Genomic DNA, 25,905 nt, shown 5'->3' with positions numbered 1-25,905 from the left:
TCGGTGGCAGCATCAGCGGGCGGCGGGCGGCCGCCAGCCGCTGAGCACCGTGTCGAACTGTGCACGGGTCTTGGACCAGTCCGATGCCGGGCCGGCCATGTAGACCGCGTACTCGGAGCCGTTCGGGGCCACGTACATCTGGTCGATGGCGCGGCGCGGGCCCGGGAAGTCCTTCTTCTCCTGCCAGGTGAACTCCCAGAGGGCGGCCTGGGTCTGACCCTGGAAGGTGATCGGCTGCAGAGACACCCGGTTGTAGGCGGACCGGGCGCTCACCTGCTTCTCCAGGTCGAGCAGGTGGGCGTACGGATCCCGGTAGTCCGGGGTCGGGTCGATGCTGATCCGGATCCGGTGCTTTCCGTTGTCCGGGGTGTAGTCGATCTGGTCCCCGAACATCTGGCGCTTCCAGCCCTGCGGGACGAAGAGGGTGAACCCGGCCGGGTCCGTGACCTGGCGCCAGCCGGCCGGGACGGTGGCCGCCTTGCCGTCTCCGGCCTGCGTGCCGCCCGTACCGGATGTACCGGCCGTACCGCCGCCGGTCTGTGCGCCGCCCGTGCCGCCGCTCGCGGTCTGGCGGCCCTCGTCGGCCGCTGCGCCCCGTCCGTCGAGGTACTTGCCGATGCCGAAGGCGCCGCCCCCGCCGAGCAGCGCCGCCACCAGCGCCACGACCGCGCCGCGGCGGAGGCGGCCCTTGCGGGAGCCGCGGGGGGCGGCCGCGGCGGACGGGTGGTCCGGCGGGCCGGCCTGCCCCGCACCGCCCGCTCCGGGCACCCGGGCCGTACCGCTGCCGCCGGGGTCGGTCCCGCCGGGCGCGGGCCGTACGGGGGCGGCCCGGCCGAGGTCGGCCTCGGCGCGCTCCTGCGCGGCGAACGTCTGCGTGGGCACGTACGCGTGGGCCGCCTTGGGCTCCCGGCCCTCCATCGCCTCCAGCAGCATCCGCTCGGCCTCGGCGGCCGAGGGCCGCTGCGCCGGGTCCTTGCGCAGCAGCGCGGTGATGACGGCGCCCAGCGCGCCCGCCTGACGCGGCGGCGGGGGCTCGTCGTTGACCACGGCCTGCAGGCTGGAGATCGGCGAGGTGCGGCGGAACGGGGAGCGGGCCTCGACGGCCGTGTAGAGGGTGGCGCCGAGGGACCACAGGTCGGAGGCCGGGTCGGGGGCGCCGCCGGTGACCCGTTCGGGGGCCAGGTAGTCGATGGAGCCGACCAGCTCGCCGGTCCGGGTGATCGAGGTGTCCCCCTCGATCGCGGCGATGCCGAAGTCGGTGAGCAGCACCCGCCCGTCCTTGGCGAGCAGCACGTTGCCCGGTTTCACGTCCCGGTGCAGCACGCCCACGGCGTGCGCGGCGCGCAGGGCGCCCAGCACGTGCAGGCCGATCCGGGCGGCCTCGCGGGGCTCGATCCGGCCGGCCGCCTTGGCGGCGTCGGCCAGGGAGGGGCCGTCGATGAACTCCATGACGATCCACGGCCGGTCGTCGTGTTCGAACACGTCGTGGACGGTCACCACGGCCGGGTGCGCGATGCGCGCGGCGGCCCGCGCCTCCTTCTGGGTGCGGGCGTGCAGAACGGCCCGGTCGGCCTCCGCGACGTACAGACCGGCCGTCAGTTCCTTGACGGCCACCGTCCTGTGCAGCAACTCGTCGTGGGCGCGCCAGACCTTGCCCATGCCGCCGCGGCCGATGGGCTCGGCGAGCCGGTACCGGTTTGCGAGTACGTCGCCCTCGCCTGTCCTGTGTTCCACGAAACCTCGCCGCTCTGTGCACTTCGGACGCCAGGTTACGGAGCACGCGGCCATGGCCGGAACCAAGCGGGGTCGGTGAGACAGCACTGTGACGCAATTGCCGCAGTGACGGATGATCAGACTGCGTTTCCGGGAGGGTCGAGGACCCTCAACGGCCGGGCCGGTAACTCCCCGTGGCCTTCCCGTGGACCTCGGTGACCTTGTCCTGGCCGTCCTGCGGGCCGAGCACCATGACCACGTGGTACCGGCCGCCGAGCGCCGCGACGTAGTTGCGGACGTAGAGGCTGCGGCCGTTGGCGTCCGTCCAGGTGTAGGTGCCCTCGGCGGTCAGCTTCTGGCCCACCTTCGTCTGCTTGGTGCCGCTGGAGGTGGCCCAGGTGGAGGACCGGAAGGGCTCCAGCTCGCGTTCCTTGTCCTTCTGGTAGGCGAGCGGGTCGGGGCTGCCCGCGACGGCGTCCCGGCCGGGGACGACGATCAGTTCGTAGTCCCCGTCGGAGTAACGGACCTGCCCGGCATCGTTCTTGGCGCTCCGCTCCCAGCCGCTGGGGACCAGCACCTCGAAGCCTTCGGGGTCCTGGGCGACGGTGTACCCGGGGGGCGCTGGGGCCGTCCCGGTCCCGGCACCCGTCCCCGTGCCGGTTCCCGGCGGCGGGGTGGGCTGCGAGGACGGGGTGGCCTCGGGGCCGGCGGAGGCCTGCGGCGCGGGACTGCTGCCCGGGCTCGAAGGCTTCCCCTGGTTCTGCGGGTTCGTGGGGGCGGGGCCCGGGTTGCCGGCCGGATCCTGGTCGGCCTCGGGCAGGAAGAGCACGGCGTACGCGACGACGGCCGCGAGCGCGAGCAGGATCCCGAGCAGCAGGTTCCGTCCGAGCGAACGCGCGCTGCGGGGGCGGCGCGAGCCGCTCTCCTGGCGGTGCCGCCCGTGGTGCACTTCGCCGCGGCGGCGTACGACGGGCAGCCGCGCGGGGTCGGTGGCGGGCAGCGGAACCAGGTATTCGGCGCCCTCGGGCTCGGGAGCGGACCGGACGAGGGAGCGCAGCCAGCCGCGCAGTTCCTCGAAGTCGGGCCGCTCGGTGGGGTCCTGGCGCAGCAGCGACTCGACGACCGGCCGCAGCGGCCCGCACTCCTCCGCGAAGGCGGGCGGCTCGGCGCACACCATCTCGACCAGTTCGGCGGCGCTCTCCTCCGGGTAGGGGGCGTGCCCCTGCACCGACCGGTACAGCAGGGCACCGAGCGCCCACAGGTCGGTGGCCGGCCCGACGGGAGCGGCGAGTTGCCAGGTGCCGTGCACCGGGCGGGCCTGCTCGGGCGCCCACCGCTCGGTCACGGCCCCGACGACGGCGATCCGGGTCTGCCGGGCCCGCTCGGCCGCCAGCCCGGCACCGGGCCGGGCCTCGGCACCCCAGCCGCTGCCCTGGGCGTTCCCGGGCGCCGCGGGGTACGGCTGCACCGGCTGCGGCAGCTGGACCGGCTGCGCGGACGGGGCGGGGGCGGGCTCGGGCGGGGCCTGCGGGGTGGCGGGGGCGGCCAGGGCGGTGTCCTCGGCCTGGCGGTAGCCCTGCGGGAGGGCCAGCTGTGCGGGCAGGGCGGGCCGGGCGTACGGGGTGGGCGGCACCGCGATCGGGGCCGTCGTCGCCGGCTCGGATTCGAGGCCCGCGTCGAATCCGGCCTCGTATCCGGCCTCGTGTCCGGCCTCGGTCACCGGCTGGGACTCGGGTTCCGCCTCGGGGGTGGCCGGGAGCTCCTGGCGGCGCGGGGTGGCCCCGTGCCAGCTGCCGGCCGTGGTCTGCGGGCCTCCGCCGTACGGGTACGAGTACCCCTGCGGAAGCTTCGACCCTCGCGGCCGCGGCTCCGGCTCCGGAACCGGCCCCGGGGTGACGGCCCGGCGCTCCTCGGTGACCCGCGCGGCCGCCTGCGTCCCGGCACGGTAGGCCGCGACGGCTCCGGCGCGCGCGGCCGCCGTCAGATCGGGCCGGTCCTCGGCCCGCTGTCCCGGCGTGATCCGGTCGGCGTAGACGGGCCCCTGCGAGGAATCGGGCTCCGGCCGCTGCGTCCCGGTGGACAGCGCGGCGAGTCCCGCCCCCGAGGTCGCCCCGTACTCCCCCGGCCCGGACCGGGCCGGGGGGACGGGAACGGGCGGCGGAACGGGAGCGGACGGCGGAATGGAGGCCGGGGCCGGGACGTGAGCCTGTGCCCGGGCGGGAGCCGGGGTCGGGACGGGGGCAGACTGCTGCGCACCGGGACGGCCCCAGTCCGCCGCGGGGACGCCCTGGTCCAACGAGGGGACCGGATCGTAGCCGCAGAGCGCCTCCTCGGCCGCGCCCGCGGCCAGGCCGGTCAGGACCACCCGCCCGTCATCGCATATCAACACGGTGCGCACCGTGATGTTGCGGTGGGTCCAGCCGTGCGCGTGCAGGACGCGCAGCGCGGTCAGGACGTCCGAGGCGACCTCAGCGGCCCGGTACGGACTCAGCGGTTCGTCCGCGATCAGTGCCGCCAGGGGCCGCGCCGGGACGAGTTCGCTCACGATCCACAGCGAACCGTCTTCGGCGAACACGTCGAAGACCTGGTCCAGCCGCGGATGGTCGGGGATCCGGGCGGCCGCCTGGGCCGCCTCGATGGCACGCCGGACCGCGGGGAGTTCCCCGAGCGCTGCCGGGGTCCGGCGGTCCGGAGCCGACCCGCCGCCGTCCAGCAGCTCCGCGTCCACGATCTCCGGCAACGGGACCTGCCGGACCAGTACTTCCTGCCCGCTGCGGGTGTCGAAGGCCCGGGTCTCGATCAGTTCGTACGCGTCGGACGGCGGCAGCGGCAGACGGTAGCGGTCGGCCAGGATGCGCCCCGCGTAGTCCTCCACTCCGCCTCCCCCGTTGCCCCGATGTCCCCCGGACACGATACGTCGCACAACCCGCCCGCGTCCCGGACCTGAAGGAGGTCGCCGGGGGCTCAGTCCACCGGCCGGAAGGTGTCGAACGCGGCCTTCCGCAGCTGCGTGCACTCCGCGCCGTCCCACTGGTCCGCCGCACAGCTGATCATGATCGCGTAGCCGTGCTTGGCGTCGACCTTGAAGCCCCGGTTCAGCACCCGCACCATCATCCCGTTCTGCTTCCGCTCGAACTCCCAGTCGGCGACCGTCGGGTAACCGCGGTAGTCCACCAGGTCGATGCGGATCTGCCGGTACTCCCGGCTGCTGCCCGCCACGAACGGTGCGGCCTTCACCCAGGCCAGCTTGGCGTCGTCCTTCGGACTCTTGTTGAAGTCGACCTGGATGCGGGGGAATCCGCCGTTCCTGCTGTATATGGCACCGGACTTCTCGCCTGCCGTGCCGGTCTGCACGAAGCCCTCCGGCATGGCCATGGCGAAGTGGAACTCGGCGTTGATCACCGCCACGAACCCGGCGGGCATGCCGCTGCCGGCCCCGCCGGGGCCACCGGGAATCGTCCCCGGCGTTCCCGAACTCCCCGCCGTACCGGACCCGGACCCGGATCCGGAGCCCTGGTCTCCCGACCCCTGGCCGGAACTCTGGCCGGGCGCCGGGGTGCTGCCGCCCTTGCCGTCGCCGCCCGTACCGCTGCCGGGGGACGGGGTGCCGGACACCTGGGTGCCCGGGTTCCCGACCTTGGCCGCGTCCTTGCCGCCCTTGTCCTCGTCGTCGCCGAACGCCCACACGACCAGCGATCCGACCACGGCGAGGACCACCACCAGGGCTGCTATGGCCAGCGCGATCGTGCGGCGCTGCATCACATCCGTCAGCGGGGCCACGGCCTTCGGCACCCGCAGCGAGGAGGTGGGCGCGGCTGCGGCCGAAGCAGGTCCTGCGGAGCCGGACTTGGCTCCGGCCGCCGGGGCCTCCGCCGCACTCGCCGTCGTCGCGGCCGCGGCCGCGGCTGCCGCGGCAGCTGCCTTGCGGGCCGCCTTCAGCGCCTCGCGGGCCCGGTCTCGCTGCTCCCGCTCCCGCTTCGCGGCCGCCTTCGCGGCGGCCTTTTCCGCCGCCTTCTCCGCCGCCTTGTCGGCTGTGGCCTTCTCGGCCGCTGCCTTGGCCGCAGACAGCGATATCACCCTGGTCTCGTCGGCCGGGGCTTCGGCCGGAGCATCCGGCGCGTTGACGACCGCGGTCAGCATGGCCCGGGCGCCGGCGTCGTCGAGCCGCCGGTCCGGATCCTTGACGAGCAGGCCGTAGATGACCTCCGTCAGCGGGCCGGCGTTCTTGGGCGGATCGACCGGCTCGGTCATCACCGCGGTGAGGGTCGCCAGCGCCGACCCCTTGTCGTACGGGGGTACGCCTTCCACCGCCGCGTAGAGCAGGCCGCCCAGGGACCACATGTCGGCGGGCGGGCCGGGCTTCTGGCCGCGGGCACGCTCGGGCGAGATGTAGGAGGGCGCGCCGACCAGCATGCCGGTGGAGGTGACCGAGGGGTCGCCCTCGACCTGCGCGATGCCGAAGTCGGTCAGTACCACCCGGCCGCTGTCGGAGATGAGGACGTTGGAGGGCTTCACATCGCGGTGCAGGATGCCCTCGCCGTGCGCGGCCTTGAGTACGTCGAGCACCGCGAGGCCGACCTCGGCGGCCCGGCGCGGGGTCAGCGTGCCCTTCTCCCGGATGAACTCGGCCAGCGAGGAGCCCTCGACGAGCTCCATGACGATCCAGGGGCGCCCGTCCTCGTCGACCACGTCGAACACGGTGACCGCGCCGCCGCTGCGGATCCGGGCGATGGCCTTGGCCTCGCGCAGGGTCCGGGTGATCAGGCGGCGCTTCTCGTCCTCGTCCACACCGGAGCTGAACCGCAGCTCCTTGACGGCCACCGTGCGGCCCAGGGTCTCGTCGACGGCCCGCCAGACGGTGCCCATGCCGCCCTTGCCCAGCACCCGCTCCAGCCGGTACCGCCGGGCCAGCAGCCGCCCTTCGTCCTCGGCGGTGTCCCCGGTGACCCCCTTGGGCCGCGCATCCTTCACCGGCTCCGCCTTACCCGCGGCCGGCTTGCCCACACCCGGCTTGACCGTATCGGCCTTCACCGGCTCCGCCTTGCCCACGGCCGGCTTGCCCACACCCGGCTTGGCCGGATCGGCAGTACCCGACTCCGGCTTGCCCGCACCCGGCTTGGCCGGATCGGCTTTACCCGGCTCCGGCTTGCCCACACCCGGCTTGGCCGGATCGGCCTTACCCGGCTCCGGCTTGGCCGCGGCCGGCTTGACCGCACCCGGCGTGGCCGGATCGGCCTTCACCGGCTCCGGCTTACCCGCGGCCGGCTTGGCCAGATCGGTTTTGGCCGACACCGGCTTGGCCAAGTCGGCCTTCGTCCGGCCCGGCGCGCCCGCGTCGGCATCCGGCTTCGCGGCAGCCGGCTTTGCGGCAGCCGCCGCGGCAGGCTCCGGTTTCGCGGCAGCCGAAGGCTTCGCGCCGGCCCCTGCCGCATCCGGCTGGGCCGAGTCCGGCTCCGCCGGAACCGGTGCCGTCGGCTCGGCCGACTTCGGCTTTCCGAGGTCCGGTTCCTGGGTGCGGTTGTCGTGCTCGCCCCCACCGGAACCTGAGGGCGTGTGCTCCGGCTTCGACATGGGTCCCCTCTGCGATCGTGCCGCCCGCTCGGCCGGCCCGGCGTCCACCGGGTCCCGACGGTAACCCGCCCCGGCCGAACCCTCATTGTTCCTCACTCCGGGACGGACGGGCGCCCGGGGTCCGCGGTTCCCCGGACCCCGGAAACCGGGCGCGGCTCACAGCGGGACGATGTCGGGCGCCCCCAGCCTGGCCGCGTCCGCCGTCTGGTCGTCGGGCTGCCGCTGCGACTCCCGTTCCGCCTGGACCCGCTTCTCGTAGTGCTCGACCTCCTTCTCGATCTGCTGCTTGTCCCAGCCGAGCACCGGGGCCATCAACTCCGCGCATTCCCTGGCCGATCGGGTGCCGCGGTCGAAGGTCTCGATGGAGATCCGGGTCCGCCGGGTCAGTACGTCGTCCAGGTGCCGGGCGCCCTCGTGGGAGGCGGCGTACACGATCTCGGCCCGCAGGTAGTCGTCCGCCCCGCCCAGCGGTTCGCCGAGCCGCGGATCCTTTTCGATCAGATCCAACAGTTGCTCGGTCAGCGAGCCGTACCGGTTCAACAGGTGCTCGACCCGCACCACATGAAGGCCCGTCCGGGCGGCGATCCGGGCCCGCGCGTTCCACAGCGCCCGGTAGCCCTCGGCCCCCACCAGGGGGACGTCCTCGGTGACACAGGCGGCGACCCGCTGGTCCAGCCCGTGCACCGCCTCGTCCACCGCATCCTTGGCCATCACCCGATAGGTGGTGTACTTGCCGCCCGCCACGACCACCAGCCCGGGCACCGGGTGCGCGACGGTGTGCTCCCGGGAGAGCTTGCTGGTCGCGTCCGACTCGCCGGCCAGCAGCGGCCGCAGGCCCGCGTACACCCCCTGGACGTCGTCCCGGGTGAGCGGCACCGCGAGCACCGAGTTCACGTGCTCCAGCAGGTAGTCGATGTCCGCGCTGGAGGCCGCCGGGTGCGCCTTGTCCAGGTCCCAGTCGGTGTCCGTGGTGCCGACGATCCAGTGGCGGCCCCACGGGATGACGAACAGCACGGACTTCTCGGTGCGCAGGATCAGGCCGGTCGTGGAATGGATGCGGTCCTTCGGCACCACCAGGTGGATGCCCTTGGAGGCGCGGACGTGGAACTGGCCGCGCTCGCCGATCAGCGCCTGCGTGTCGTCCGTCCACACCCCGGTCGCGTTGACGACCTGCTTGGCGCGGATCTCGTACTCCCCGTCGCCTTCGACGTCCTGGACACGGGCGCCGACGACCCGCTCGCCCTCCCGGAGGAAGCCGATCACCCGGGCCCGGTTGGCGCACTGCGTCCCGTACGCCGCGGCCGTCCGCACCAGGGTGGCGACGTACCGCGCGTCGTCCATCTGGGCGTCGTAGTACTGGAGGGCCCCCACCAGGGCGTCCTTGCGCAGGCAGGGGGCGACGCTCAGGGCCCGCTTGCGCGACAGGTGCCGGTGCACGGGCAGGCCGCGGCCGTGCCCGCTGGACACCGACATGGCGTCGTACAGCGCGACTCCCGAACCGGCATAGAGCCGCTCCCAGCCCTTGTGCTGAAGCGGGTACAGGAAGGGCACCGGTTTCACGAGGTGCGGCGCGAGCCGCTCCAGCAGCAGACCGCGCTCCTTGAGCGCCTCCCGGACGAGCGCGAAGTCGAGCATCTCCAGATAGCGGAGCCCGCCGTGGATCAGCTTGCTGGATCTGCTCGACGTCCCCGAGGCCCAGTCGCGCGCCTCGACCAGCCCGGTCGAGAGCCCCCGGGTGGCCGCGTCGAGCGCGGTGCCGGCCCCCACCACTCCGGCGCCCACGACCAGCACGTCCAGTTCCCGCTCGGCCATCCGGGCGAGCGCCTCGGCGCGCTGCGCCGGTCCCAGTGTCGCTGTCCTCACTGCTGCCTCCCGTTGGTGTGCGGGTCGCCCCGCTCACTTCCCCCGTGGACATCAGTCTGACCTCGCACTCCCACATCAGCCACCGCCTGTGGACAACACAACGGTGGCCACCGCCCCCCAATGCGACACATCGGTCATATATACGCCTAGTCTGACATAGCGCCAGCTTCCCCTGCCCACAGGACTTGCGCGTACAGCCCCCTCATGTCAGGGAAGGGACGGCACCGCCATGCCCGCAGATCTCGCCGTCATCGGACTCGGCCACCTCGGCCTGCCACTCGCCCAGGCCGCCGTCTCCGCCGGTATCGAGACCGTCGGCTACGGGTGCGGCCCCGCCACGGACAGCACGCTCACCGCCGCCGACATCCGCCGGATGTCGGCGGCCGGCTTCCGCGTCACCACCGATCCGGCCGAACTCGGCCGGGTCCGGACCGCCGTCATCTGCGCCCCCACCCAGCTCGGCCCCGACCGTGCGCTCGACCTCTCGGCGGTCGGCGAGGCGGCCCGCGCGCTGGCCGGCCGACTGCGCCCGCACACCACCGTCATCCTCGAGTCCGCCGCCCATCCCGGCGCCACCGAGGACTACCTGCGCCCCCTGCTCGAAGCCGGCTCCGGCCTGCTGGCCGGCCGGGACTTCCATCTGGCCTACTCCCCCAGCCGCTTCGACCCGGGCAACCGGACGCACAACCTCACCAACACCCCCAAGGTGATCGGCGGCCTCACCCCGGCCTGCACCGAGTCCGCCGCAGCCTTCTACGCACGCCTCACCGAGAAGGTGGTCCGCGCCCGCGGCCTGCGCGAGGCCGAGACCGTCCAGCTCCTCGAAACCAACTACCGGCACGTCAACATCGCCCTGATGAACGAGATGGCGGTGCTCTGCCACGACCTCGGCGTGGACCTGTGGGACGTCATCCGCTGCGCCGAGACGAAGCCGTACGGCTTCCAGGCCTTCCGCCCGGGCCCCGGCGTCGGCGGCCACGGCATCCTGCTCGACCCCAACTGCCTCCCGCACACCACCCGCACCCCGGGCCACCCGCTGCGCATGGTCGGACTGGCGCAGGAGATCAACGACCGGATGCCGCAGTACGTGATCCAGCGCTGCGCCACCCTGCTGAACGAGCACGGAAAATCCGCCCGCGGCGCCCGGGTGCTGCTCCTCGGCGTCACCTACAAGCCGGACCTCGCCGACCAGGAGGGCTCTCCGGCCCGCGAGATCGCCAGCCGCCTGCTCGACCTGGGCGCACTGATCAGCTACCACGATCCGTACGTGACCGGCTGGCGGGTCCGGGACCGGCCGGTGCCCCGCGCGGACTCCCTCTACGAGGCGGCCGCCAACGCGGACCTCACGCTCCTCCTCCAGCACCACCGCACGTACGACCTCCAGGGCCTGGCGGTGAAGGCGCAGCTGCTCCTCGACACCCGCGGCGCCAGCCCGGCGGGCGCGGCCCACCGCCTCTGACGCCTGCCCGATGCCGCGCCGCCCGCCCGACGTGAAACATTCGTTGTACAGATGTTGCACGGCAGCTAAGCTGGCCATATGGCGACGACGATAGGGTTTCGGCCCACGGAAGAGGATGAGCGCATCATCGCGGCAGCCATGCGCGAGGGAGAGCGGACCAGCGACGTGATCAGACGGGCACTGCGCCTGCTGGAGCGGGAGGCATGGCTCGAGCAAGCCCGCGCGGCCGCCGAGCGGCTCGCGGACGAGGACCTCAGTAACGAACCGGATGCCTGGTGATCCGGGGCGCCGTCTACCGAGTGGACCTGGGCAACGCCAAGCGCGGGCACGAGCAGCAGGGCAAGCGGTACGGGCTCGTGCTGAGTCCGAGCAGCATGGCCTGGAACGTGGTGACGATCATCCCCACCTCGACCAGCGCCCAGCATTCCCCGTTCCGACCCGAGCTGGAGATTGCCGGAACGCTCACCCGACTGCTGGTCGACCAGATCCGCACGGTCGACGTGTCGTTCGTCCACGGCGACCCGGTGCACTACTTGGACCGATACGAACTCGCCCAGGTCGAGCACGCCGTCACGCTGTACCTCGGGCTCTGACAGACGCCGGAGGGCCGGCACCCCACCCGGGGTGCCGGCCCTCCGTACGACGGACGCGGGAACGTCAGCGGCGGTGCTGGGAGTCGGCGACCGTGACCTCGACGCGCTGGAACTCCTTCAGCTCGCTGTAGCCGGTGGTGGCCATCGAGCGGCGCAGGGCGCCGAAGAGGTTCATCGAGCCGTCCGGGGTGTGCGACGGGCCGGTGAGGATCTCCTCGGTGGTGCCGACGGTGCCCAGGTGGACCTTCTTGCCGCGCGGAACGTCCTCGTGGACCGCTTCCATGCCCCAGTGGTGGCCCTTGCCCGGCGCGTCGGTGGCGCGCGCCAGCGGGGAGCCGATCATCACCGCGTCCGCACCGCAGGCGACGGCCTTCGGCAGGTCGCCGGACCATCCCACGCCGCCGTCGGCGATGACGTGCACGTACCGGCCGCCGGACTCGTCCATGTAGTCGCGGCGGGCCGCGGCCACGTCCGCGACGGCGGTCGCCATCGGGACCTGGATGCCGAGCACGTTGCGGGTGGTGTGCGCGGCGCCGCCGCCGAAGCCCACCAGCACGCCGGCCGCGCCGGTCCGCATCAGGTGCAGGGCCGCGGTGTACGTGGCGCAGCCGCCGACGATCACCGGGACGTCGAGCTCGTAGATGAACTGCTTCAGGTTCAGCGGCTCGGCGGCGCCGGAGACGTGCTCCGCCGACACGGTGGTACCGCGGATCACGAAGATGTCCACGCCGGCGTCGACGACGGCCTTGGAGAACTCGGCGGTGCGCTGCGGGGAGAGCGCGGCGGCGGTGACGACGCCCGAGTCGCGCACCTCCTTGATCCGCTGCCGGATCAGGTCCGCCTGGATCGGCGCGGAGTAGATCTCCTGGAGGCGGCGGGTGGCGGCCTCCTCGTCCAGCTCGGCGATCTCGTCGAGCAGCGGCTGCGGGTCCTCGTACCGGGTCCACAGGCCTTCGAGGTTCAGCACGCCGAGGCCGCCGAGCTCGCCGATGCGGATGGCGGTCTGCGGGGAGACCACCGAGTCCATGGGGGCGGCCAGGAACGGGAGCTCGAACCGGTAGGCGTCGATCTGCCAGGCGATCGAGACCTCCTTCGGGTCGCGCGTGCGGCGGCTGGGGACGATGGCGATGTCGTCGAAGGCGTACGCCCGGCGGCCGCGCTTGCCGCGCCCGATCTCGATCTCAGTCACGTGTGGTGGCCTTTCCCTCTTGGTCTGCCCGTCCAGTATCCCCGAACGCCGGACGACCGCGTTCCCCCGACCGCTGTACGGACGCGGACCCGCCGCGGAAAGGCCGCCGAACGGCTGAGGGCGGGACCGGTGTCCCGGTCCCGCCCTCAGCCGTCGTGCCTGTCCCGCGCTCAGCCCTTGCGGGAGTAGTTCGGGGCTTCGACCGTCATCTGGATGTCGTGCGGGTGGCTCTCCTTGAGGCCCGCCGAGGTGATCCGGACGAACCGGCCGCGCTCCTGGAGCTCGGGCACCGTCCGCCCGCCGACGTAGAACATCGACTGGCGCAGGCCGCCGACCAGCTGGTGGACGACCGCGGACAGCGGGCCGCGGTAGGGCACCTGACCCTCGATGCCCTCGGGGATGAGCTTGTCGTCGCCGCCCACGCCCTCCTGGAAGTAGCGGTCCTTGGAGAAGGACTTGCGGTCGCCGCGGGACTGCATCGCACCCAGCGAGCCCATGCCCCGGTAGGACTTGAACTGCTTGCCGTTGATGAAGAGCAGCTCGCCCGGGGACTCCTCGCAGCCGGCCAGCAGCGAGCCGAGCATGACCGTGTCCGCACCGGCGACCAGGGCCTTGGCGATGTCGCCGGAGTACTGCAGGCCGCCGTCGCCGATGACCGGGACGCCCGCGGCCTTGGCGGCCAGCGAGGCCTCGTAGATGGCGGTGACCTGCGGGACGCCGATGCCGGCGACCACGCGGGTGGTGCAGATGGAGCCGGGACCGACACCGACCTTGATGCCGTCGCAGCCGGCGTCGATGAGCGCCTGGGCGCCGTCGCGGGTGGCGACGTTGCCGCCGATGACGTCCACCGAGGCGTTCGACTTGATCTTGGCGACCATGTCGCCGACCAGGCGGGAGTGGCCGTGCGCGGTGTCGACGACGATGAAGTCGGCGCCGGCTTCGACGAGCGCCTGGGCGCGCTCGTACGCGTCACCGGCGACGCCGACCGCGGCGCCCACCAGCAGCCGGCCGCCCTTGTCCTTGGCCGCGTTCGGGTACTTCTCGGCCTTGACGAAGTCCTTGACGGTGATGAGGCCCTTGAGGATGCCCGCCTCGTCGACCAGCGGCAGCTTCTCGATCTTGTGGCGGCGCAGCAGCTCCATGGCGTCCACACCGGAGATGCCGACCTTGCCGGTGACCAGCGGCATCGGGGTCATGACCTCGCGCACCTGGCGGCCGCGGTCCGACTCGAAGGCCATGTCGCGGTTGGTGACGATGCCGAGGAGCTTGCCCGCGGAGTCGGTGACCGGGACGCCGGAGATGCGGAACTTGGCGCACAGCTCGTCGGCCTCGCGCAGGGTCGCGTCCGGGTGCACCGTGATCGGGTCGGTGACCATGCCGGACTCGGAGCGCTTGACCAGGTCGACCTGGTTGGCCTGGTCGGCGATGGAGAGGTTGCGGTGCAGTACGCCGACGCCGCCCTGGCGGGCCATCGCGATGGCCATGCGGGCCTCGGTGACCTTGTCCATGGCGGCGGACAGCAGGGGAACGTTCACGCGGACGTTCCGGGAGATGAGGGAGGAGGTGTCGATCTCGTCCGGCGCCATGTCCGACGCGCCGGGGAGGAGGAGCACGTCGTCATACGTCAGCCCCAGCGTCGCGAACTTGCCCGGTACTCCATCGACGTCGCCGTTGACAGTCATGACACCTTCCCAGATGGTCTTGCTCAGCGCGGATGTCCATGCTAACGGGATCGCGGGGCGTCTCATTCCACGATGAAGATCGACCGGGAGTTTTGTCAGTTCATACGAAATTGACAAAGCCGGCGAGACGGACGGGATCACTCGGACCGGATCACTGCTCGGCGAGGGCGCGCAGCCGGCTGAGCGCCCGGTGCTGGGCGACCCGCACCGCGCCCGGGGACATTCCGAGCATCTGCCCGGTCTCCTCGGCCGTCAGCCCGACCGCCACCCGCAGCACCAGCAGCTCCCGCTGGTTCTCCGGCAGATTGGCGAGCAGCTTCTTGGCCCATTCCGCGTCGCTGCTGAGCAGCGCCCGCTCCTCGGGGCCCAGCGAGTCGTCCGGCCGCTCGGGCATCTCGTCGGACGGTACGGCCGTACTGCCCGGGTGCCGCATCGCGGCCCGCTGCAGGTCGGCGACCTTGTGCGCGGCGATGGCGAAGACGAAGGCCTCGAAGGGGCGGCCGGTGTCCCGGTACCGCGGCAGCGCCATCAGCACGGCGACACAGACCTCCTGCGCGAGGTCCTCGACGAAGTGGCGGGCATCCCCGGGCAGCCGGGAGAGCCGGGTGCGGCAGTAGCGCAGGGCCAGCGGGTGCACATGGGCGAGCAGATCGTGAGTGGCCTGCTCGTCGCCCTCGACCGCCTTGCGGACGAGCGCGCCGACAGCCCCGGCACTGCCGCTCTTGGCGGCGCCGGTGGGGCCTGTGGCCGCGGGGGACCCCAGGGCCTCATCGTCGCGCATCAATCCATGGTGCCTTGGCGCCGAAGCTTCTGCGGCACCATGGCCCGTTTCGTGCATCGAAGCGTTATGAGCGGGCGCGCCGGAACTCATCACTTGCGCCTTCCCCTCCCGCTCGGCCGAATGTCCCCGAGGACTCCACATCTCCAGAATGCGGCACACCCTCAAGGATGCGGCATCGCGCACGAAGCGACACGTCCCCCGGATTGTGCCTCGCCAACCCCCGGCTGCGCACCGGGTACGACGGGACGTGCCGCTGCCGCCCCGTCCGCCGGCGGCGGACGGGGAGCGCTATTCCGGCTCCGCGGTCAGCGGACCAGGCCCCAGCGGAAGCCGAGCGCGACGGCGTGCGCCCGGTCCGAGGCGCCCAGCTTCTTGAAGAGGCGGCGGGCATGGGTCTTCACCGTGTCCTCGGAGAGGAACAGCTCCCGGCCGATCTCCGCGTTGGAACGGCCGTGGCTCATCCCTTCCAGCACCTGGATCTCGCGCGCGGTGAGCGTGGGCGCGGCGCCCATCTCGGCCGAGCGGAGCCGGCGCGGGGCGAGCCGCCAGGTCGGATCGGCGAGCGCCTGCGTGACCGTGGCCCGCAGCTCGGCGCGCGAGGCGTCCTTGTGCAGATAGCCGCGGGCACCGGCGGCGACCGCGAGGGCCACGCCGTCGAGGTCCTCGGCGACCGTGAGCATGATGATGCGGGCTCCCGGGTCGGCCGAGAGCAGTCGGCGGACGGTCTCGACACCGCCCAGGCCGGGCATGCGGACATCCATCAGAATCAGGTCGGAGCGGTCGGCACCCCAGCGGCGGAGGACTTCCTCGCCGTTGGCAGCCGTCGTCACACGCTCGACGCCGGGCACGGTGGCCACCGCGCGACGGAGCGCCTCTCGGGCAAGCGGGGAGTCGTCGCAGACGAGGACGGATGTCATGACCGCCCTCCGCAGCTGCTGATGCGCGTCACCTTGAGCCTCCAGGCTGGTACGTATCGTCACCTGTGCGGTCGATGCTCTCGGACACCTGTCCGGGAACTTCTTCGTTCAACCGCCTTCGCACTCTCAACGATGGTCACTCGAAAGAGTTACGGGTCGGACGGACACCTTCGGCACTCTACGTGAGGAAGCGAACACGATGGAGGCGCCACAAGCCGCGTGTCCTCCATCTGGAGCTATGCCCTATTTGGCGGCTTTTCTTCCGTTTGGCATGTGTCTGAGGCTAGATTCCCAATGAGTCATATTTACATCTACTCGGACAGTAGGTGTGGAGACATGGACCTATCCGCCTCAGTACCGGCACCAAGAGGACTAGCAATGGCAGATTTCTCCCGCCTCCCCGGACCGAACGCCGACCTCTGGGACTGGCAGCTCCTCGCCGCCTGCCGCGGGGTCGACAGCTCCCTCTTCTTCCACCCGGAAGGCGAGCGGGGCGCGGCCCGGAGCGCGCGCGAGGCCTCGGCTAAAGAGGTCTGCATGCGATGCCCGGTGCGCTCGGAATGCGCCGCGCACGCGCTCGCCGTACGTGAGCCCTACGGGGTGTGGGGGGGCCTCACCGAGGACGAGCGCGAGGAACTGATGGGACGCGCGCGTCACCGCCTCATCCCCGCCAGCAGTGTGACGGGCACGAACACGCCGCACTGAGCGCCTGAGAGAAGAAACGTACGAAGGAACGTTTCTTCGAATCTGTGGAATCCGTGGAACGCGCGCGGCCGCTCGGGCGTGTCGCGCGGCCGGGCCGTCACCCCCGGGCCTGCCGGGCCTACCGGGTGGCGGCCCGCTCCAGTTGGGCCAGGGTCGCCGCCACCGCCGGCACCCGCGCGAGGTCGGGCAGGGTCAGCGCCACCACTTCGCGCTCCACCGCCGGCTCCACGGCCACCGTCCGCGCCCCCTTGGCCCGTACGGACTCCACGGCCAGCTCCGGCAGCACCGCCACCCCGAGCCCCGCGCCGACCAGCCCGACCACCGCCGGGTAGTCGTCGGTGGCGAAGTCGATGCTCGGGGTGAACCCGGCGCTCTCGCAGATGTCGACCAGATGCCGGCGGCAGCGCGGGCAGCCCGCGATCCACGGCTCCTCGGCCAGATCGGCCATCCGGACCTGCTCCGCACCGGCCAGCCGGTGCCCCTCCGGGACCAGCCCCACGAGCCGGTCGGTGAGCAGCGGACGGACCACGAGGTCGTCCCACTCCCCGGCGTCGGCCGTCGCGGCGGACGCGTACCGGAAAGCCAGCGCCACATCGCAGTCGCCCTCGCGCAGCATCTCCACCGAGCGCGGCGGTTCGGCCTCGACCAGGGAGATCCGGGTGCCGGGGTGTTCCGCCCGCATCGCGGCGAGCGCGGTGGGCACCAGGGTGGAGCTGCCGCTGGGGAAGGACACCAGCCGGACCCGTCCGGCCCGCAGGCCGGCGATGGCCGCCACCTCCTCCTCGGCGGCGGTGAGCCCGGCCAGGATCCCGGCGGCGTGCCGGACCAGGGCGTCGCCGGCCTGGGTGAGCCTCATCTCGCGGCCGGCCCGGACCAGCAGCGGGGTGCCCGCCGACTGCTCCAGCGCCTTCATCTGCTGGGAGACGGCCGGCTGGGTGCAGCCGAGCTCGCGGGCCGCGGCGGAGAAGGACCCGCTGGCGGCCACGGCGCGCAGGACCCGGAGATGACGTGCCTCGATCACCCTTCGAGCATAAGCCCCGCTTTGACTGGAGCGCCAATATCGTCTCGACCCTTTGAGCGGACTGGGTTAGCGTGCACCCATGCACCTCATCTCCGTGAACCTCGGCCGGGCGACCGCGGTCGACTACACCGACACGGCCGGCGGGCACACCGGCATCGGCAAGCGCCCCACCACCGGTCCGGTCCGCGTCTTCGCGCCCGGCCCCAAGGGAACCGGGGCCTCCGGCGTCGAGGGAGACGAGATCAGCAACCTGCGCCACCACGGCGGCGACCACCAGGCCGTCTACGCGTACGCGCGCGAGGACCTCGACTGGTGGGAGGGCGAGCTGGGCCGCGAACTGCCCGGCGGGATCTTCGGCGAGAACTTCACCACCACCGGCCTGGACGTCAACGGCGCGCTGCTCGGCGAGCGCTGGCGGGTCGGCCCCGACCTGCTGGTCGAGGTGGCCTCGGCCCGCATCCCCTGCCGGACCTTCCAGGGGCACCTCTCGGAGACCTCCTGGGTCAAGCGGTTCACCCAGGCCCGGCGGCCCGGGGCGTACCTGCGGGTGATCGAGGAGGGGCGGGTCTCCCCCGGCGACCGCATCGAGCTGGTGCACCGCCCCGACCACGAGGTCTCGGTGGAGTTCTGGTTCCACGCCTTCACCACCGAGCGCAGCCTGCTGCCGCGCACCCTGGCGGCGGGCGCGGCGATGGAGCCCAAGGCGCACGAGACCGTACGGGCGTACCTGGCCAAGAACGCCGGGGTCGCCGCGGGCTGACACCGCGTCGGCCCGCCGGGCCCCTGACGCCCGGACGGCTCCGGGCGGCTAGGTTGCCGCTATGACGACTGCGTTGATTACGGGATCCACGGCGGGCATCGGCGCCGCCTTCGCCCGGCGGCTCGCCGCCCAGGGCCACAATCTGGTCCTGGTGGCCCGCGACACCAAGCGGCTGCGCGAGCAGGCCACGGAACTGCACGACCGGCACGGCATCGAGGCCGAGGTGCTGACCGCCGACCTGTCCACCGACGAGGGCATCGGCGCGGTCGAGGAACGGCTGTCCGACCGCACCCACCCGGTGGACCTGCTGGTCAACAACGCGGGCTTCGGCAACAAGGGCCGCTACCTGGAGGTCCCGCTGGCCGACGAGCTGACGATGCTGAAGGTGCACATCGAGGCGGTGCTGCGGCTGACTTCGGCGGCGACCGAGTCGATGCGCTCACGCGGCCGCGGCGGCGTGATCAACGTGGCCTCGGTGGCCGCGTTCCTGCCGCGCGGCACGTACGGGGCGAGCAAGGCGTGGGTGGTGCAGTTCACCCAGGGCGCGGCGAAGGACCTGGCGGGTTCCGGGGTCCGGCTGATGGCGCTGTGCCCGGGCTTCGTCCGTACGGAGTTCCACCAGCGGGCCGGCATGGGCACGGACAACATCCCCAACTGGATGTGGCTGGACGCGGACAAGCTGGCGGCGGAGGCACTGGCCGATCTGGCGCGCGGGAAGACGGTCTCGATCCCGGACCCGCGGTACAAGGCGCTGATGGGTGTCGTGAAGCTGACGCCGCGCGGGCTGCTGGGCGGGGTGTCCTCCCGGACGGGGCGCAAGTACGGACCCCAATAGCGGCATACCGGAATAAAATGGTCATGTCCCATCCATCCCGGGAGATGCCATGACATTCGTACAGATAATCGATTACAAGACCAGTCGGTACGACGACCTGAACCGGCTCATGGACCAGTACGTCGAGCAGAGCCAGGGCAGGCGGACCGTCACCCACAGCCTGATCGGCAAGGACCGCGAGGACGCGGACCACTACGTCGACGTCGTCGAGTTCCCCTCGTACGAAGAGGCCATGAAGAACTCCCAACTCCCGGAGACGGACCGGATGTTCCAGGAGATGGTGTCCCTGTGTGACGGGATGCCCAAGTTCACCAACCTGGACGTGGTGCGGGACGAACAGCTCAACAAGCACCTGGTGAACCGGGTGTTCGAAGCCATCATGCAGGGCAACCTGGACGTCTTCGACGAGTGCTTCGCGACGAACTACATCGATCACGACGTCGGCAAGGAGGAGAGCACCGTCATCGGGCGCAACGGCATGCGCTCGGACGTGGAGGGGTGGCGTGCGGCCTTCGACTTCACCTTCGAGCCGATGGCGCAGCTGGCCGACGGTGATTTCATCAGCACGGTGTGGAACTGGCGCGGCACCCACCACGGAGACTTCATGGGCGTCGCCCCGACCGGCAAGACGTACGAGATGTCCGGCACCACCACCTTCCGCTGCCAGAACGGGGAGATCATCGAGGGCTGGTGGCACTACGACATCGGTCGCCTGCAGCGCGAGATGGGCGCTTCCGAGTCCCCGTACAAGTCCTGAACCACGGGGAAGGCCCCGTTCCGCTGCTGCGGAACGGGGCCTTCTCGGCGCGGGGCGCGATCAGTGGCTGTGGCCGTGACCGTGGCCGTGACCGTGACCGTCGGCCTCCTCCTCGGCCGGCTTCTCGACGACCAGGGTCTCGGTCGTGAGCAGCAGGGAGGCGATGGAGGCGGCGTTCTCCAGGGCGGAGCGGGTGACCTTGACCGGGTCGATGACGCCGGCCTTGACCAGGTCGCCGTACTCGCCGGTGGCGGCGTTGAAGCCCTGGCCCTTCTCGAGCTCGGCGACCTTGGAGGTGATGACGTAACCCTCGAGGCCGGCGTTCTCGGCGATCCAGCGCAGCGGCTCGACGGCGGCGCGGCGGACGACGGCGACACCGGTGGCCTCGTCGCCCTCCTTGCCGAGGTTGCCCTCGAGGACCTTCACGGCGTGCACCAGAGCGGAGCCACCACCGGAGACGATGCCCTCCTCGACCGCGGCGCGGGTCGCGGAGATGGCGTCCTCCAGACGGTGCTTCTTCTCCTTCAGCTCCACCTCGGTGGCGGCGCCGACCTTGATCACGCACACGCCTCCGGCCAGCTTCGCGAGGCGCTCCTGGAGCTTCTCGCGGTCCCAGTCGGAGTCCGTGGCCTCGATCTCGGCCTTGATCTGGTTGACGCGGCCGAGGACCTCCTCGTGGCTGCCGGCGCCGTCCACGATCGTGGTGTCGTCCTTGGAGACGGTCACGCGGCGGGCGGTGCCCAGCACGTCCAGACCGGCCTGGTCGAGCTTGAGGCCGACCTCCTCGGCGATGACGGTGGCACCGGTGAGGGTGGCCATGTCCTGCAGCATCGCCTTGCGGCGGTCACCGAAGCCCGGGGCCTTGACGGCGACCGCGTTGAAGGTGCCGCGGATCTTGTTGACGACGAGGGTGGAGAGCGCCTCGCCCTCGACGTCCTCGGCGATGATCAGCAGCGGCCGGGAGCCACCCGCCTGGATGACCTTCTCCAGCAGCGGCAGGAGGTCCTGGATGGAGGCGATCTTGCCCTGGTTGATCAGGATGTACGGGTCGTCGAGGACGGCCTCCATACGCTCCTGGTCGGAGACCATGTACGGCGAGAGGTAGCCCTTGTCGAAGGCCATGCCCTCGGTGAACTCGAGCTCCAGGCCGAAGGCGTTGGACTCCTCGACGGTGATGACACCGTCCTTGCCGACCTTGTCCATCGCCTCGGCGATGAGCTCGCCGACCTGCTGGTCCTGCGCGGAGAGCGCGGCCACGGCGGCGATGTCGGACTTGTCCTCGATCGGACGGGCGGTGGCGAGCAGCTCGTCGGAGACGGCCTTGACCGCGGCGTCGATGCCCTTCTTCAGGGCGGCCGGGGAAGCACCGGCGGCGACGTTGCGCAGACCCTCGCGGACCAGCGCCTGGGCCAGCACGGTGGCGGTGGTGGTGCCGTCACCCGCGATGTCGTTGGTCTTGGTCGCCACCTCCTTGACGAGCTGGGCGCCCAGGTTCTCGTACGGGTCGTCGAGCTCGACCTCACGGGCGATCGTGACACCGTCGTTGGTGATGGTGGGGGCGCCGAACTTCTTGTCGATGACGACGTTGCGGCCCTTGGGGCCGATCGTCACCTTGACCGTGTCGGCAAGCTTGTTGACGCCGCGCTCGAGGGCGCGACGGGCGTCCTCGTCGAACTTCAGGATCTTCGCCATGGGAGCGGTTCAGCCCTCTCGAAAAATCTGGGGTTTAACGAACCGCGCCCCTCGCCGCCCGGCAATCAGCGGGGTGACCAGGGGCGCAGCTCAAAGCATGCTTCTGCTTCGGGTGAATTACTTCTCGATGATCGCGAGCACGTCGCGAGCCGAGAGGACGAGGTACTCCTCGCCGCTGTACTTCACCTCGGTGCCGCCGTACTTGCTGTACAGCACGATGTCGCCGACGGAGACGTCGAGCGGCAGGCGCTGACCGTCCTCGAAGCGGCCCGGGCCCACAGCGAGGACGACGCCCTCCTGGGGCTTCTCCTTCGCGGTGTCCGGGATAACCAGGCCAGAGGCCGTGGTCTGCTCGGCGTCGAGCGGCTGGACCACAATGCGGTCCTCGAGCGGCTTGATGGCAACCTTGGAGCTGGCGGTCGTCACGATCCGACCTCCCCCTTCGGAGATCTCACGGGGTTAACTGTCTGAGGTGGCGACCAGGTCGATCCGTCGTCGCGGGTGCCGGACCTGCCCGTCGCTGTGTTGGCACTCACCAGTGGCGAGTGCCAGGCCCGAGACTATTCCGGCGATTAGCACTCGGTCAAGCGGAGTGCCAATTCACGCCAGGGGTGTTGCGGAATCCGCCCTTCCTTATGCGGGGCCCGGCGGACCCGGATGGCCGGTAGGCGGAACGTTTCTCTGCCCGCCGTACGCATGATCCTGCGCATGCGCGGCGGCCGGAGCGGGAACCCAGTGGCCGCACGATCGCCCCCAAGCAAGGAACCCTCATGCGCATCCGCCACACCCTCGGTGCCGCCGCCGGCGCCGCCCTGCTCGTCATGGCCCTCCCCACCTCGGCCAGCGCGGCCGAAGGCACCTTCACCTACGAGTACCGGTCCGAGAGCCGGGCTCTGCAGACCGGAAAGCTGGTCGACCCGCCGAGCGAGCAGTGCATCACGCTCGACGAGGCGGACGACCCGAAGGAGGTGCCGCCCGCGCACTCCCCGGTGAACGACACGGACGAGACCGCCACCGTCTTCACCGACCCCGGCTGTGAGGGCGAGTCCCTCGACCTCGAGCCCGGCGAGGAGGGCACCAAGAAGCTCCAGATCCGCTCGGTCGTCTTCCACGACGACTCGGACGAAGACTCAGACGAGGACTGAGACGAAGACCGAGACAAAGACCGAAACTGAGACTGAGACCGAGACCGAGACGTCCGGTAGCGCACGCCACCGCCCCGCACATCCCGTTATGTGACAGTTGAGGGCGTGCGCATACTCGCGGTCGAAGACGAAGCAGGCCTCGCCGAATCCCTTCGGCGAGGCCTCTTCGCCGAAGGCCACTGGGTCGACACCGCCCACGACGGCCACCGCACCCCCGTCCTCATGCTGACCGGCAGGGACGGCGAGTACGACGAGGCCGACGGCCTCGACTCCGGCGCCGACGACTACCTCACCAAGCCGTTCTCCTTCGTGGTGCTCGGCGCCCGGCTGCGCGCCCTGGCCCGGCGGGCCGGCGCCCCCGAGCGCACCACCCTCCAAGCCGGCGACCTGTCCTGGACCGCGAGGGCTGGCTGCCGCCGCGGCACCGCCGAGATCGAGCTGACCGCGCGCGAGCTGGACGTCCTCGGCTGCCTGATGGAACGGCCAGGACGGGCCGTCGCCGAGCAGGACATCCTCGACGAGGTCTGGGAGACCCGGCCGGCATCGATCCGAACATCGTCGAGGTGTACGTCTCCTCGCTGCGCAAGAAGATCGACGCGACGAAGCAGGACGTGGTGACGGACGAGGGATGGGATCTGCTCGGCTTCGTGAAGCAGGCGAAGAACCTGTCCGGGGGTCGGGTGGAGTTCACGACGCTGCCCGTGGAGCGGTTCGGAAGGAACCATGGCGAGGACATCAACGTCGTAGATGATATGAAGATAAAGCGCCGCATTGCCGAGCAGATCGGACCGAAGGCTTCCGCCGGCCCTGCCGCCCCGGGCGGCTCGGACGAATCGGGCAGCTCGGGCAGCTCCGGCAACTCCGGCGCATCAGGCTCACCCGGCGCATCAGGCTCCCCCGGTGTATCAGGCTCCCCCGGCGCATCGAAGGCCGTGGGCCAGGACGACCCGGAGAACGGACCCGCCATCGACGGCGACGGCATCCCGTGCGTGGACTGAGCCCCTCGCCGGTCGCGGGCGCCCGCCGCCGCACCGAAGCGCTGCTTCTCGTCTTCGTCATCGCCATCACCACCTTCGGGCACGCCGACGCGGGCCTGGCGATGAACGGGGAGCTGCCCCCTGACCTGGCCGGATTCGCCATCAGCATCACCCTGCTGTCCCTCGTCGGACACTTGGGCGTACGCCGGTTCGCCGCGTACGCGGATCCGCTGATCCTGCCGCTGGCGATGCTGCTCACCGGTCTCGGACTGGTCCTGCTGCACCGGCTCGACCAGGCGTACATCGAGCGGTACAACGGCGAGGCGAACGCGCCCGGACAACTGGTGTGGACGGTCATCGGCGTGGCCGCCTGCGTGCTGGTGGTCGCCCTGCTGCGGGACCACCGCTACCTGCAACGGTTCATCTACATCACCATGGCCGTGTCGCTGGTGCTGCTCATCGCGCCGGCCTTCATGCGGGCCGACACGTACGGCGCGAAGCGGTGGATCTACCTGGGGCCGTTCTCGATGCAGCCCGGCGAGTTCGTGAAGATCATGATCGCGGTGTTCTTCGCGGGCTACCTGGTCGTCCACCGGGACACGCTGGCGCTGGCCGGACGCAAGTTCCTGGGCATGCGGCTGCCGCCGATGCGGCAGCTCGGACCCATCATCACGGTGTGGATCGTGGCGATGCTGGTGCTCGTCTTCGAACGGGACCTGGGCACCTCCCTGATCTTCTTCGGCGTGTTCGTGGTCATGCTGTACGTCGCGACCGAACGCACCAGCTGGATCGTGTGCGGCTTCTTCATGGCCGCGGTGGGCGCCTTCGCCGTCGGCTCCACCGAGCCGCACGTCAAGAACCGCGTCCAGGCCTGGCTGAACCCGATGGCCATCTTCCTGCCGCCGGAACAACGGCCCCCGGGCCTCACCTCCGACCAGTCGGCGCAGGCCCTGTTCAGCTTCGGCACCGGCGGCATCACCGGCACCGGCCTCGGCCAGGGCCAGCCCGAACTGATCAAGTTCGCCGGCCGCACCGACTTCATCCTCACCACCGTCGGCGAGGAACTCGGACTGGCCGGCGTCATGGCGGTCCTGATCCTCTACGCCCTGCTGGTCCAACGCGGCCTCCGGATGGCCCTCGGCGCACGCGACCCCTTCGGCAAGCTGCTCGCGGTCGGCCTGTCGGCCGCACTGGCCCTACAGGTCTTCGTGGTCGCGGGCGGCGTGACCGGCCTGATCCCCCTGACCGGCAAGGCCCTGCCCTTCCTGGCGAAGGGCGGCTCTTCCCTGCTCGCCAACTGGATCATGGTCGCCCTCCTCCTCCGCATCAGCGACAGCGCCGAACGCCAACGCGAAGCCGACACCCGCACCACCTCCCCACCTCCGGCCACGCTTGCGGCGTAGCTGAGCGGTGGGTGGGGGGCGGGCCGCCCTCGGTTGCTTGCGCCGGGCGTACGGGGCGCACGGCGCGGGCCTGCTTCTTTGCCCCCCACTCGGAGCCGGTGCGGGGCGGGGGTGTGCCACCCACCCCTGGAGGCTTCGGCCGGACGGAGTCCACAGGCCCGGGGAGGGCTTTCGGGGCGCCCGGCGCGGGCCTGCTCCTTTGCCCGCCACTCGGAGCCGGGCCGGAGCGGCGGTATGCCACCCACCCCTGGAAGCTACGACCCGACGGAGCCCACAGGCCCGGGGAGGGCTTCGGGGCGCACGGCACAGGCCGCCTCTTTGCCCCCCACTCGGGGCCGGGGCGGGCCGGCGGTGTGCCACCCACCCCTGGAGGCTTCGGCCGGACGGAGTCCACAGGCCGAGGCGGGGCTTCGGGGCGCACGGCGTGGGCCCGCTCCTTTGCCCCCCGCTCGGGGCCGGGCCGGAGCGGCGGTATGCCACCCACCCCTGGAAGCCACTACCAGACGGAGAGCAGACGTCAGGGCGGGATGTTCGGGGCGCGCACAGCGCGGCCCCACTGGCCTGTTGGGCGGAGCCTGCCCGGCCCGCGGCTGGAGCGGAGCCCCGCTTTCCGGCCTCGGCGGGGAGGGCTGCGGGGGTGGGGGCGGAGCCCCGCTTCCGGCCCCGCCGGGGTGGGTTGCCGGGGTCGGGGCGGAGCCCCGCTTCCGGCCCGCCGGGGTGGGTTTCGGGGGCCGGGCTCTCCAGCCCCGCCGGCGTTTGAGGCGCGGGGTCTGGGGCGGAGCCCCAGTTCGGGAAGGGGCGGGTAGGGGAACAGCCCCGCGCAGCGGACCCCGCCAAGCCGC

General features: G+C 71.7%; 22 protein-coding genes. 11 read left to right on the top strand and 11 right to left on the bottom strand.

The features are described 5' to 3' along the window. Window positions 1–12 precede the first annotated feature (12 nt). The 4 genes from AB0447_RS29595 to AB0447_RS29580 all read right to left on the bottom strand — a co-directional run bounded on the left by AB0447_RS29595 (window position 13) and on the right by AB0447_RS29580 (window position 9,147). Window positions 13–1,734, bottom strand: coding sequence for a serine/threonine-protein kinase (locus tag AB0447_RS29595; protein ID WP_366479901.1), 1,722 nt, complete (start codon window positions 1,732–1,734; stop codon window positions 13–15). A gap of 148 nt (window positions 1,735–1,882) precedes the next feature. Next, complete coding sequence (locus AB0447_RS29590; RefSeq protein ID WP_366479900.1) at window positions 1,883–4,588, bottom strand: serine/threonine protein kinase; 2,706 nt, start codon at window positions 4,586–4,588, stop codon at window positions 1,883–1,885. 89 nt (window positions 4,589–4,677) lie between these two features. After that, the gene (locus AB0447_RS29585) at window positions 4,678–7,284 is read right to left on the bottom strand and encodes a protein kinase (RefSeq protein ID WP_366479899.1); all 2,607 of its coding nucleotides are present in this window, start codon (window positions 7,282–7,284) and stop codon (window positions 4,678–4,680) included. 156 nt (window positions 7,285–7,440) lie between these two features. Further along, complete coding sequence (locus tag AB0447_RS29580) at window positions 7,441–9,147, bottom strand: glycerol-3-phosphate dehydrogenase/oxidase (protein WP_366479898.1); 1,707 nt, start codon at window positions 9,145–9,147, stop codon at window positions 7,441–7,443. Window positions 9,148–9,376: 229 nt separating this feature from the next. On the opposite strand from AB0447_RS29580, the gene AB0447_RS29575 reads away from it, so the two are divergent. From AB0447_RS29575 to AB0447_RS29565, 3 genes are all read left to right on the top strand, one after another. Further along, on the top strand, window positions 9,377–10,606 hold the full coding sequence (locus AB0447_RS29575; protein WP_366479897.1) for a nucleotide sugar dehydrogenase: 1,230 nt from the start codon (window positions 9,377–9,379) through the stop codon (window positions 10,604–10,606). 78 nt (window positions 10,607–10,684) lie between these two features. Further along, window positions 10,685–10,885, top strand: coding sequence for a hypothetical protein (locus tag AB0447_RS29570; protein ID WP_366479896.1), 201 nt, complete (start codon window positions 10,685–10,687; stop codon window positions 10,883–10,885). Further along, window positions 10,882–11,199, top strand: coding sequence for a type II toxin-antitoxin system PemK/MazF family toxin (locus AB0447_RS29565; protein ID WP_366479895.1), 318 nt, complete (start codon window positions 10,882–10,884; stop codon window positions 11,197–11,199). Before AB0447_RS29570 ends, AB0447_RS29565 begins: the two co-directional genes overlap by 4 nt. Window positions 11,200–11,263: 64 nt before the next feature. Here AB0447_RS29565 and AB0447_RS29560 read toward each other — a convergent pair whose 3' ends face one another. The 4 genes from AB0447_RS29560 to AB0447_RS29545 form a co-directional block, all read right to left on the bottom strand. After that, window positions 11,264–12,388: a GuaB3 family IMP dehydrogenase-related protein gene (locus tag AB0447_RS29560; protein WP_366479894.1), complete on the bottom strand. Its 1,125-nt coding sequence runs from the start codon at window positions 12,386–12,388 to the stop codon at window positions 11,264–11,266. A 170-nt stretch (window positions 12,389–12,558) separates the two neighbouring features. Then, complete coding sequence (guaB, locus tag AB0447_RS29555) at window positions 12,559–14,070, bottom strand: IMP dehydrogenase (RefSeq protein WP_366479893.1); 1,512 nt, start codon at window positions 14,068–14,070, stop codon at window positions 12,559–12,561. Between the two features lie 151 nt (window positions 14,071–14,221). Further along, a complete protein-coding gene (locus AB0447_RS29550; RefSeq protein ID WP_366479892.1) occupies window positions 14,222–14,851 on the bottom strand; it encodes a sigma-70 family RNA polymerase sigma factor in 630 nt (209 codons plus the stop codon). 305 nt (window positions 14,852–15,156) lie between these two features. Continuing rightward, window positions 15,157–15,768, bottom strand: coding sequence for a response regulator transcription factor (locus AB0447_RS29545; protein WP_003948568.1), 612 nt, complete (start codon window positions 15,766–15,768; stop codon window positions 15,157–15,159). Window positions 15,769–16,146: 378 nt separating this feature from the next. Here AB0447_RS29545 and AB0447_RS29540 point away from each other — a divergent pair, with 378 nt between their 5' ends. After that, a complete protein-coding gene (locus AB0447_RS29540) occupies window positions 16,147–16,473 on the top strand; it encodes a WhiB family transcriptional regulator (RefSeq protein ID WP_366479891.1) in 327 nt (108 codons plus the stop codon). Between the two features lie 118 nt (window positions 16,474–16,591). Here AB0447_RS29540 and AB0447_RS29535 read toward each other — a convergent pair whose 3' ends face one another. Beyond that, complete coding sequence (locus AB0447_RS29535) at window positions 16,592–17,494, bottom strand: LysR substrate-binding domain-containing protein (protein ID WP_366479890.1); 903 nt, start codon at window positions 17,492–17,494, stop codon at window positions 16,592–16,594. 79 nt (window positions 17,495–17,573) lie between these two features. Between AB0447_RS29535 and AB0447_RS29530 the strand changes: the two genes are divergently transcribed. The 3 genes from AB0447_RS29530 (at window position 17,574) to AB0447_RS29520 (ending at window position 19,846) form a co-directional block, all read left to right on the top strand. Continuing rightward, window positions 17,574–18,254, top strand: a complete 681-nt coding sequence (locus AB0447_RS29530) for an MOSC domain-containing protein (protein WP_366479889.1) — start codon at window positions 17,574–17,576, stop codon at window positions 18,252–18,254. 61 nt (window positions 18,255–18,315) lie between these two features. Further along, window positions 18,316–19,089 (top strand): SDR family oxidoreductase, encoded by a 774-nt coding sequence (locus AB0447_RS29525; RefSeq protein WP_366479888.1) that lies wholly within the window; start codon window positions 18,316–18,318, stop codon window positions 19,087–19,089. Between the two features lie 49 nt (window positions 19,090–19,138). Next, the gene (locus tag AB0447_RS29520; RefSeq protein WP_366479887.1) at window positions 19,139–19,846 is read left to right on the top strand and encodes an ester cyclase; all 708 of its coding nucleotides are present in this window, start codon (window positions 19,139–19,141) and stop codon (window positions 19,844–19,846) included. A gap of 60 nt (window positions 19,847–19,906) precedes the next feature. On the opposite strand, the gene groL is transcribed toward AB0447_RS29520, so the two are convergent. Together groL and groES are read right to left on the bottom strand one after the other, a co-directional pair. Continuing rightward, window positions 19,907–21,538 (bottom strand): chaperonin GroEL, encoded by a 1,632-nt coding sequence (gene groL, locus AB0447_RS29515; protein ID WP_366479886.1) that lies wholly within the window; start codon window positions 21,536–21,538, stop codon window positions 19,907–19,909. A 117-nt stretch (window positions 21,539–21,655) separates the two neighbouring features. After that, complete coding sequence (gene groES / locus AB0447_RS29510; protein ID WP_179174625.1) at window positions 21,656–21,964, bottom strand: co-chaperone GroES; 309 nt, start codon at window positions 21,962–21,964, stop codon at window positions 21,656–21,658. 344 nt (window positions 21,965–22,308) lie between these two features. Between groES and AB0447_RS29505 the strand changes: the two genes are divergently transcribed. From AB0447_RS29505 to AB0447_RS29490, 4 genes are all read left to right on the top strand, one after another. Further along, entirely contained in the window at window positions 22,309–22,683 is a 375-nt protein-coding gene (locus tag AB0447_RS29505) for a hypothetical protein (protein ID WP_366479885.1), read from the top strand. 105 nt (window positions 22,684–22,788) lie between these two features. Then, on the top strand, window positions 22,789–23,301 hold the full coding sequence (locus AB0447_RS29500; RefSeq protein WP_366479884.1) for a response regulator transcription factor: 513 nt from the start codon (window positions 22,789–22,791) through the stop codon (window positions 23,299–23,301). Next, a complete protein-coding gene (locus AB0447_RS29495; RefSeq protein WP_366479883.1) occupies window positions 23,247–23,681 on the top strand; it encodes a hypothetical protein in 435 nt (144 codons plus the stop codon). The genes AB0447_RS29500 and AB0447_RS29495 overlap by 55 nt, the downstream gene beginning before the upstream one ends. After that, window positions 23,669–25,063 carry an FtsW/RodA/SpoVE family cell cycle protein gene (locus AB0447_RS29490; protein WP_366479882.1) on the top strand — a complete coding sequence of 465 codons (1,395 nt, stop codon included), beginning with the start codon at window positions 23,669–23,671 and terminating at the stop codon, window positions 25,061–25,063. The genes AB0447_RS29495 and AB0447_RS29490 overlap by 13 nt, the downstream gene beginning before the upstream one ends. Window positions 25,064–25,905 lie beyond the last annotated feature (842 nt).

It is taken from the genome of Streptomyces sp. NPDC051211, assembly GCF_040689505.1.
Taxonomy (GTDB): domain Bacteria; phylum Actinomycetota; class Actinomycetes; order Streptomycetales; family Streptomycetaceae; genus Streptomyces.
The sequence above is the reverse complement of the archived record's forward strand: the minus strand, read 5'-3'. Positions and strand labels throughout refer to the sequence as shown.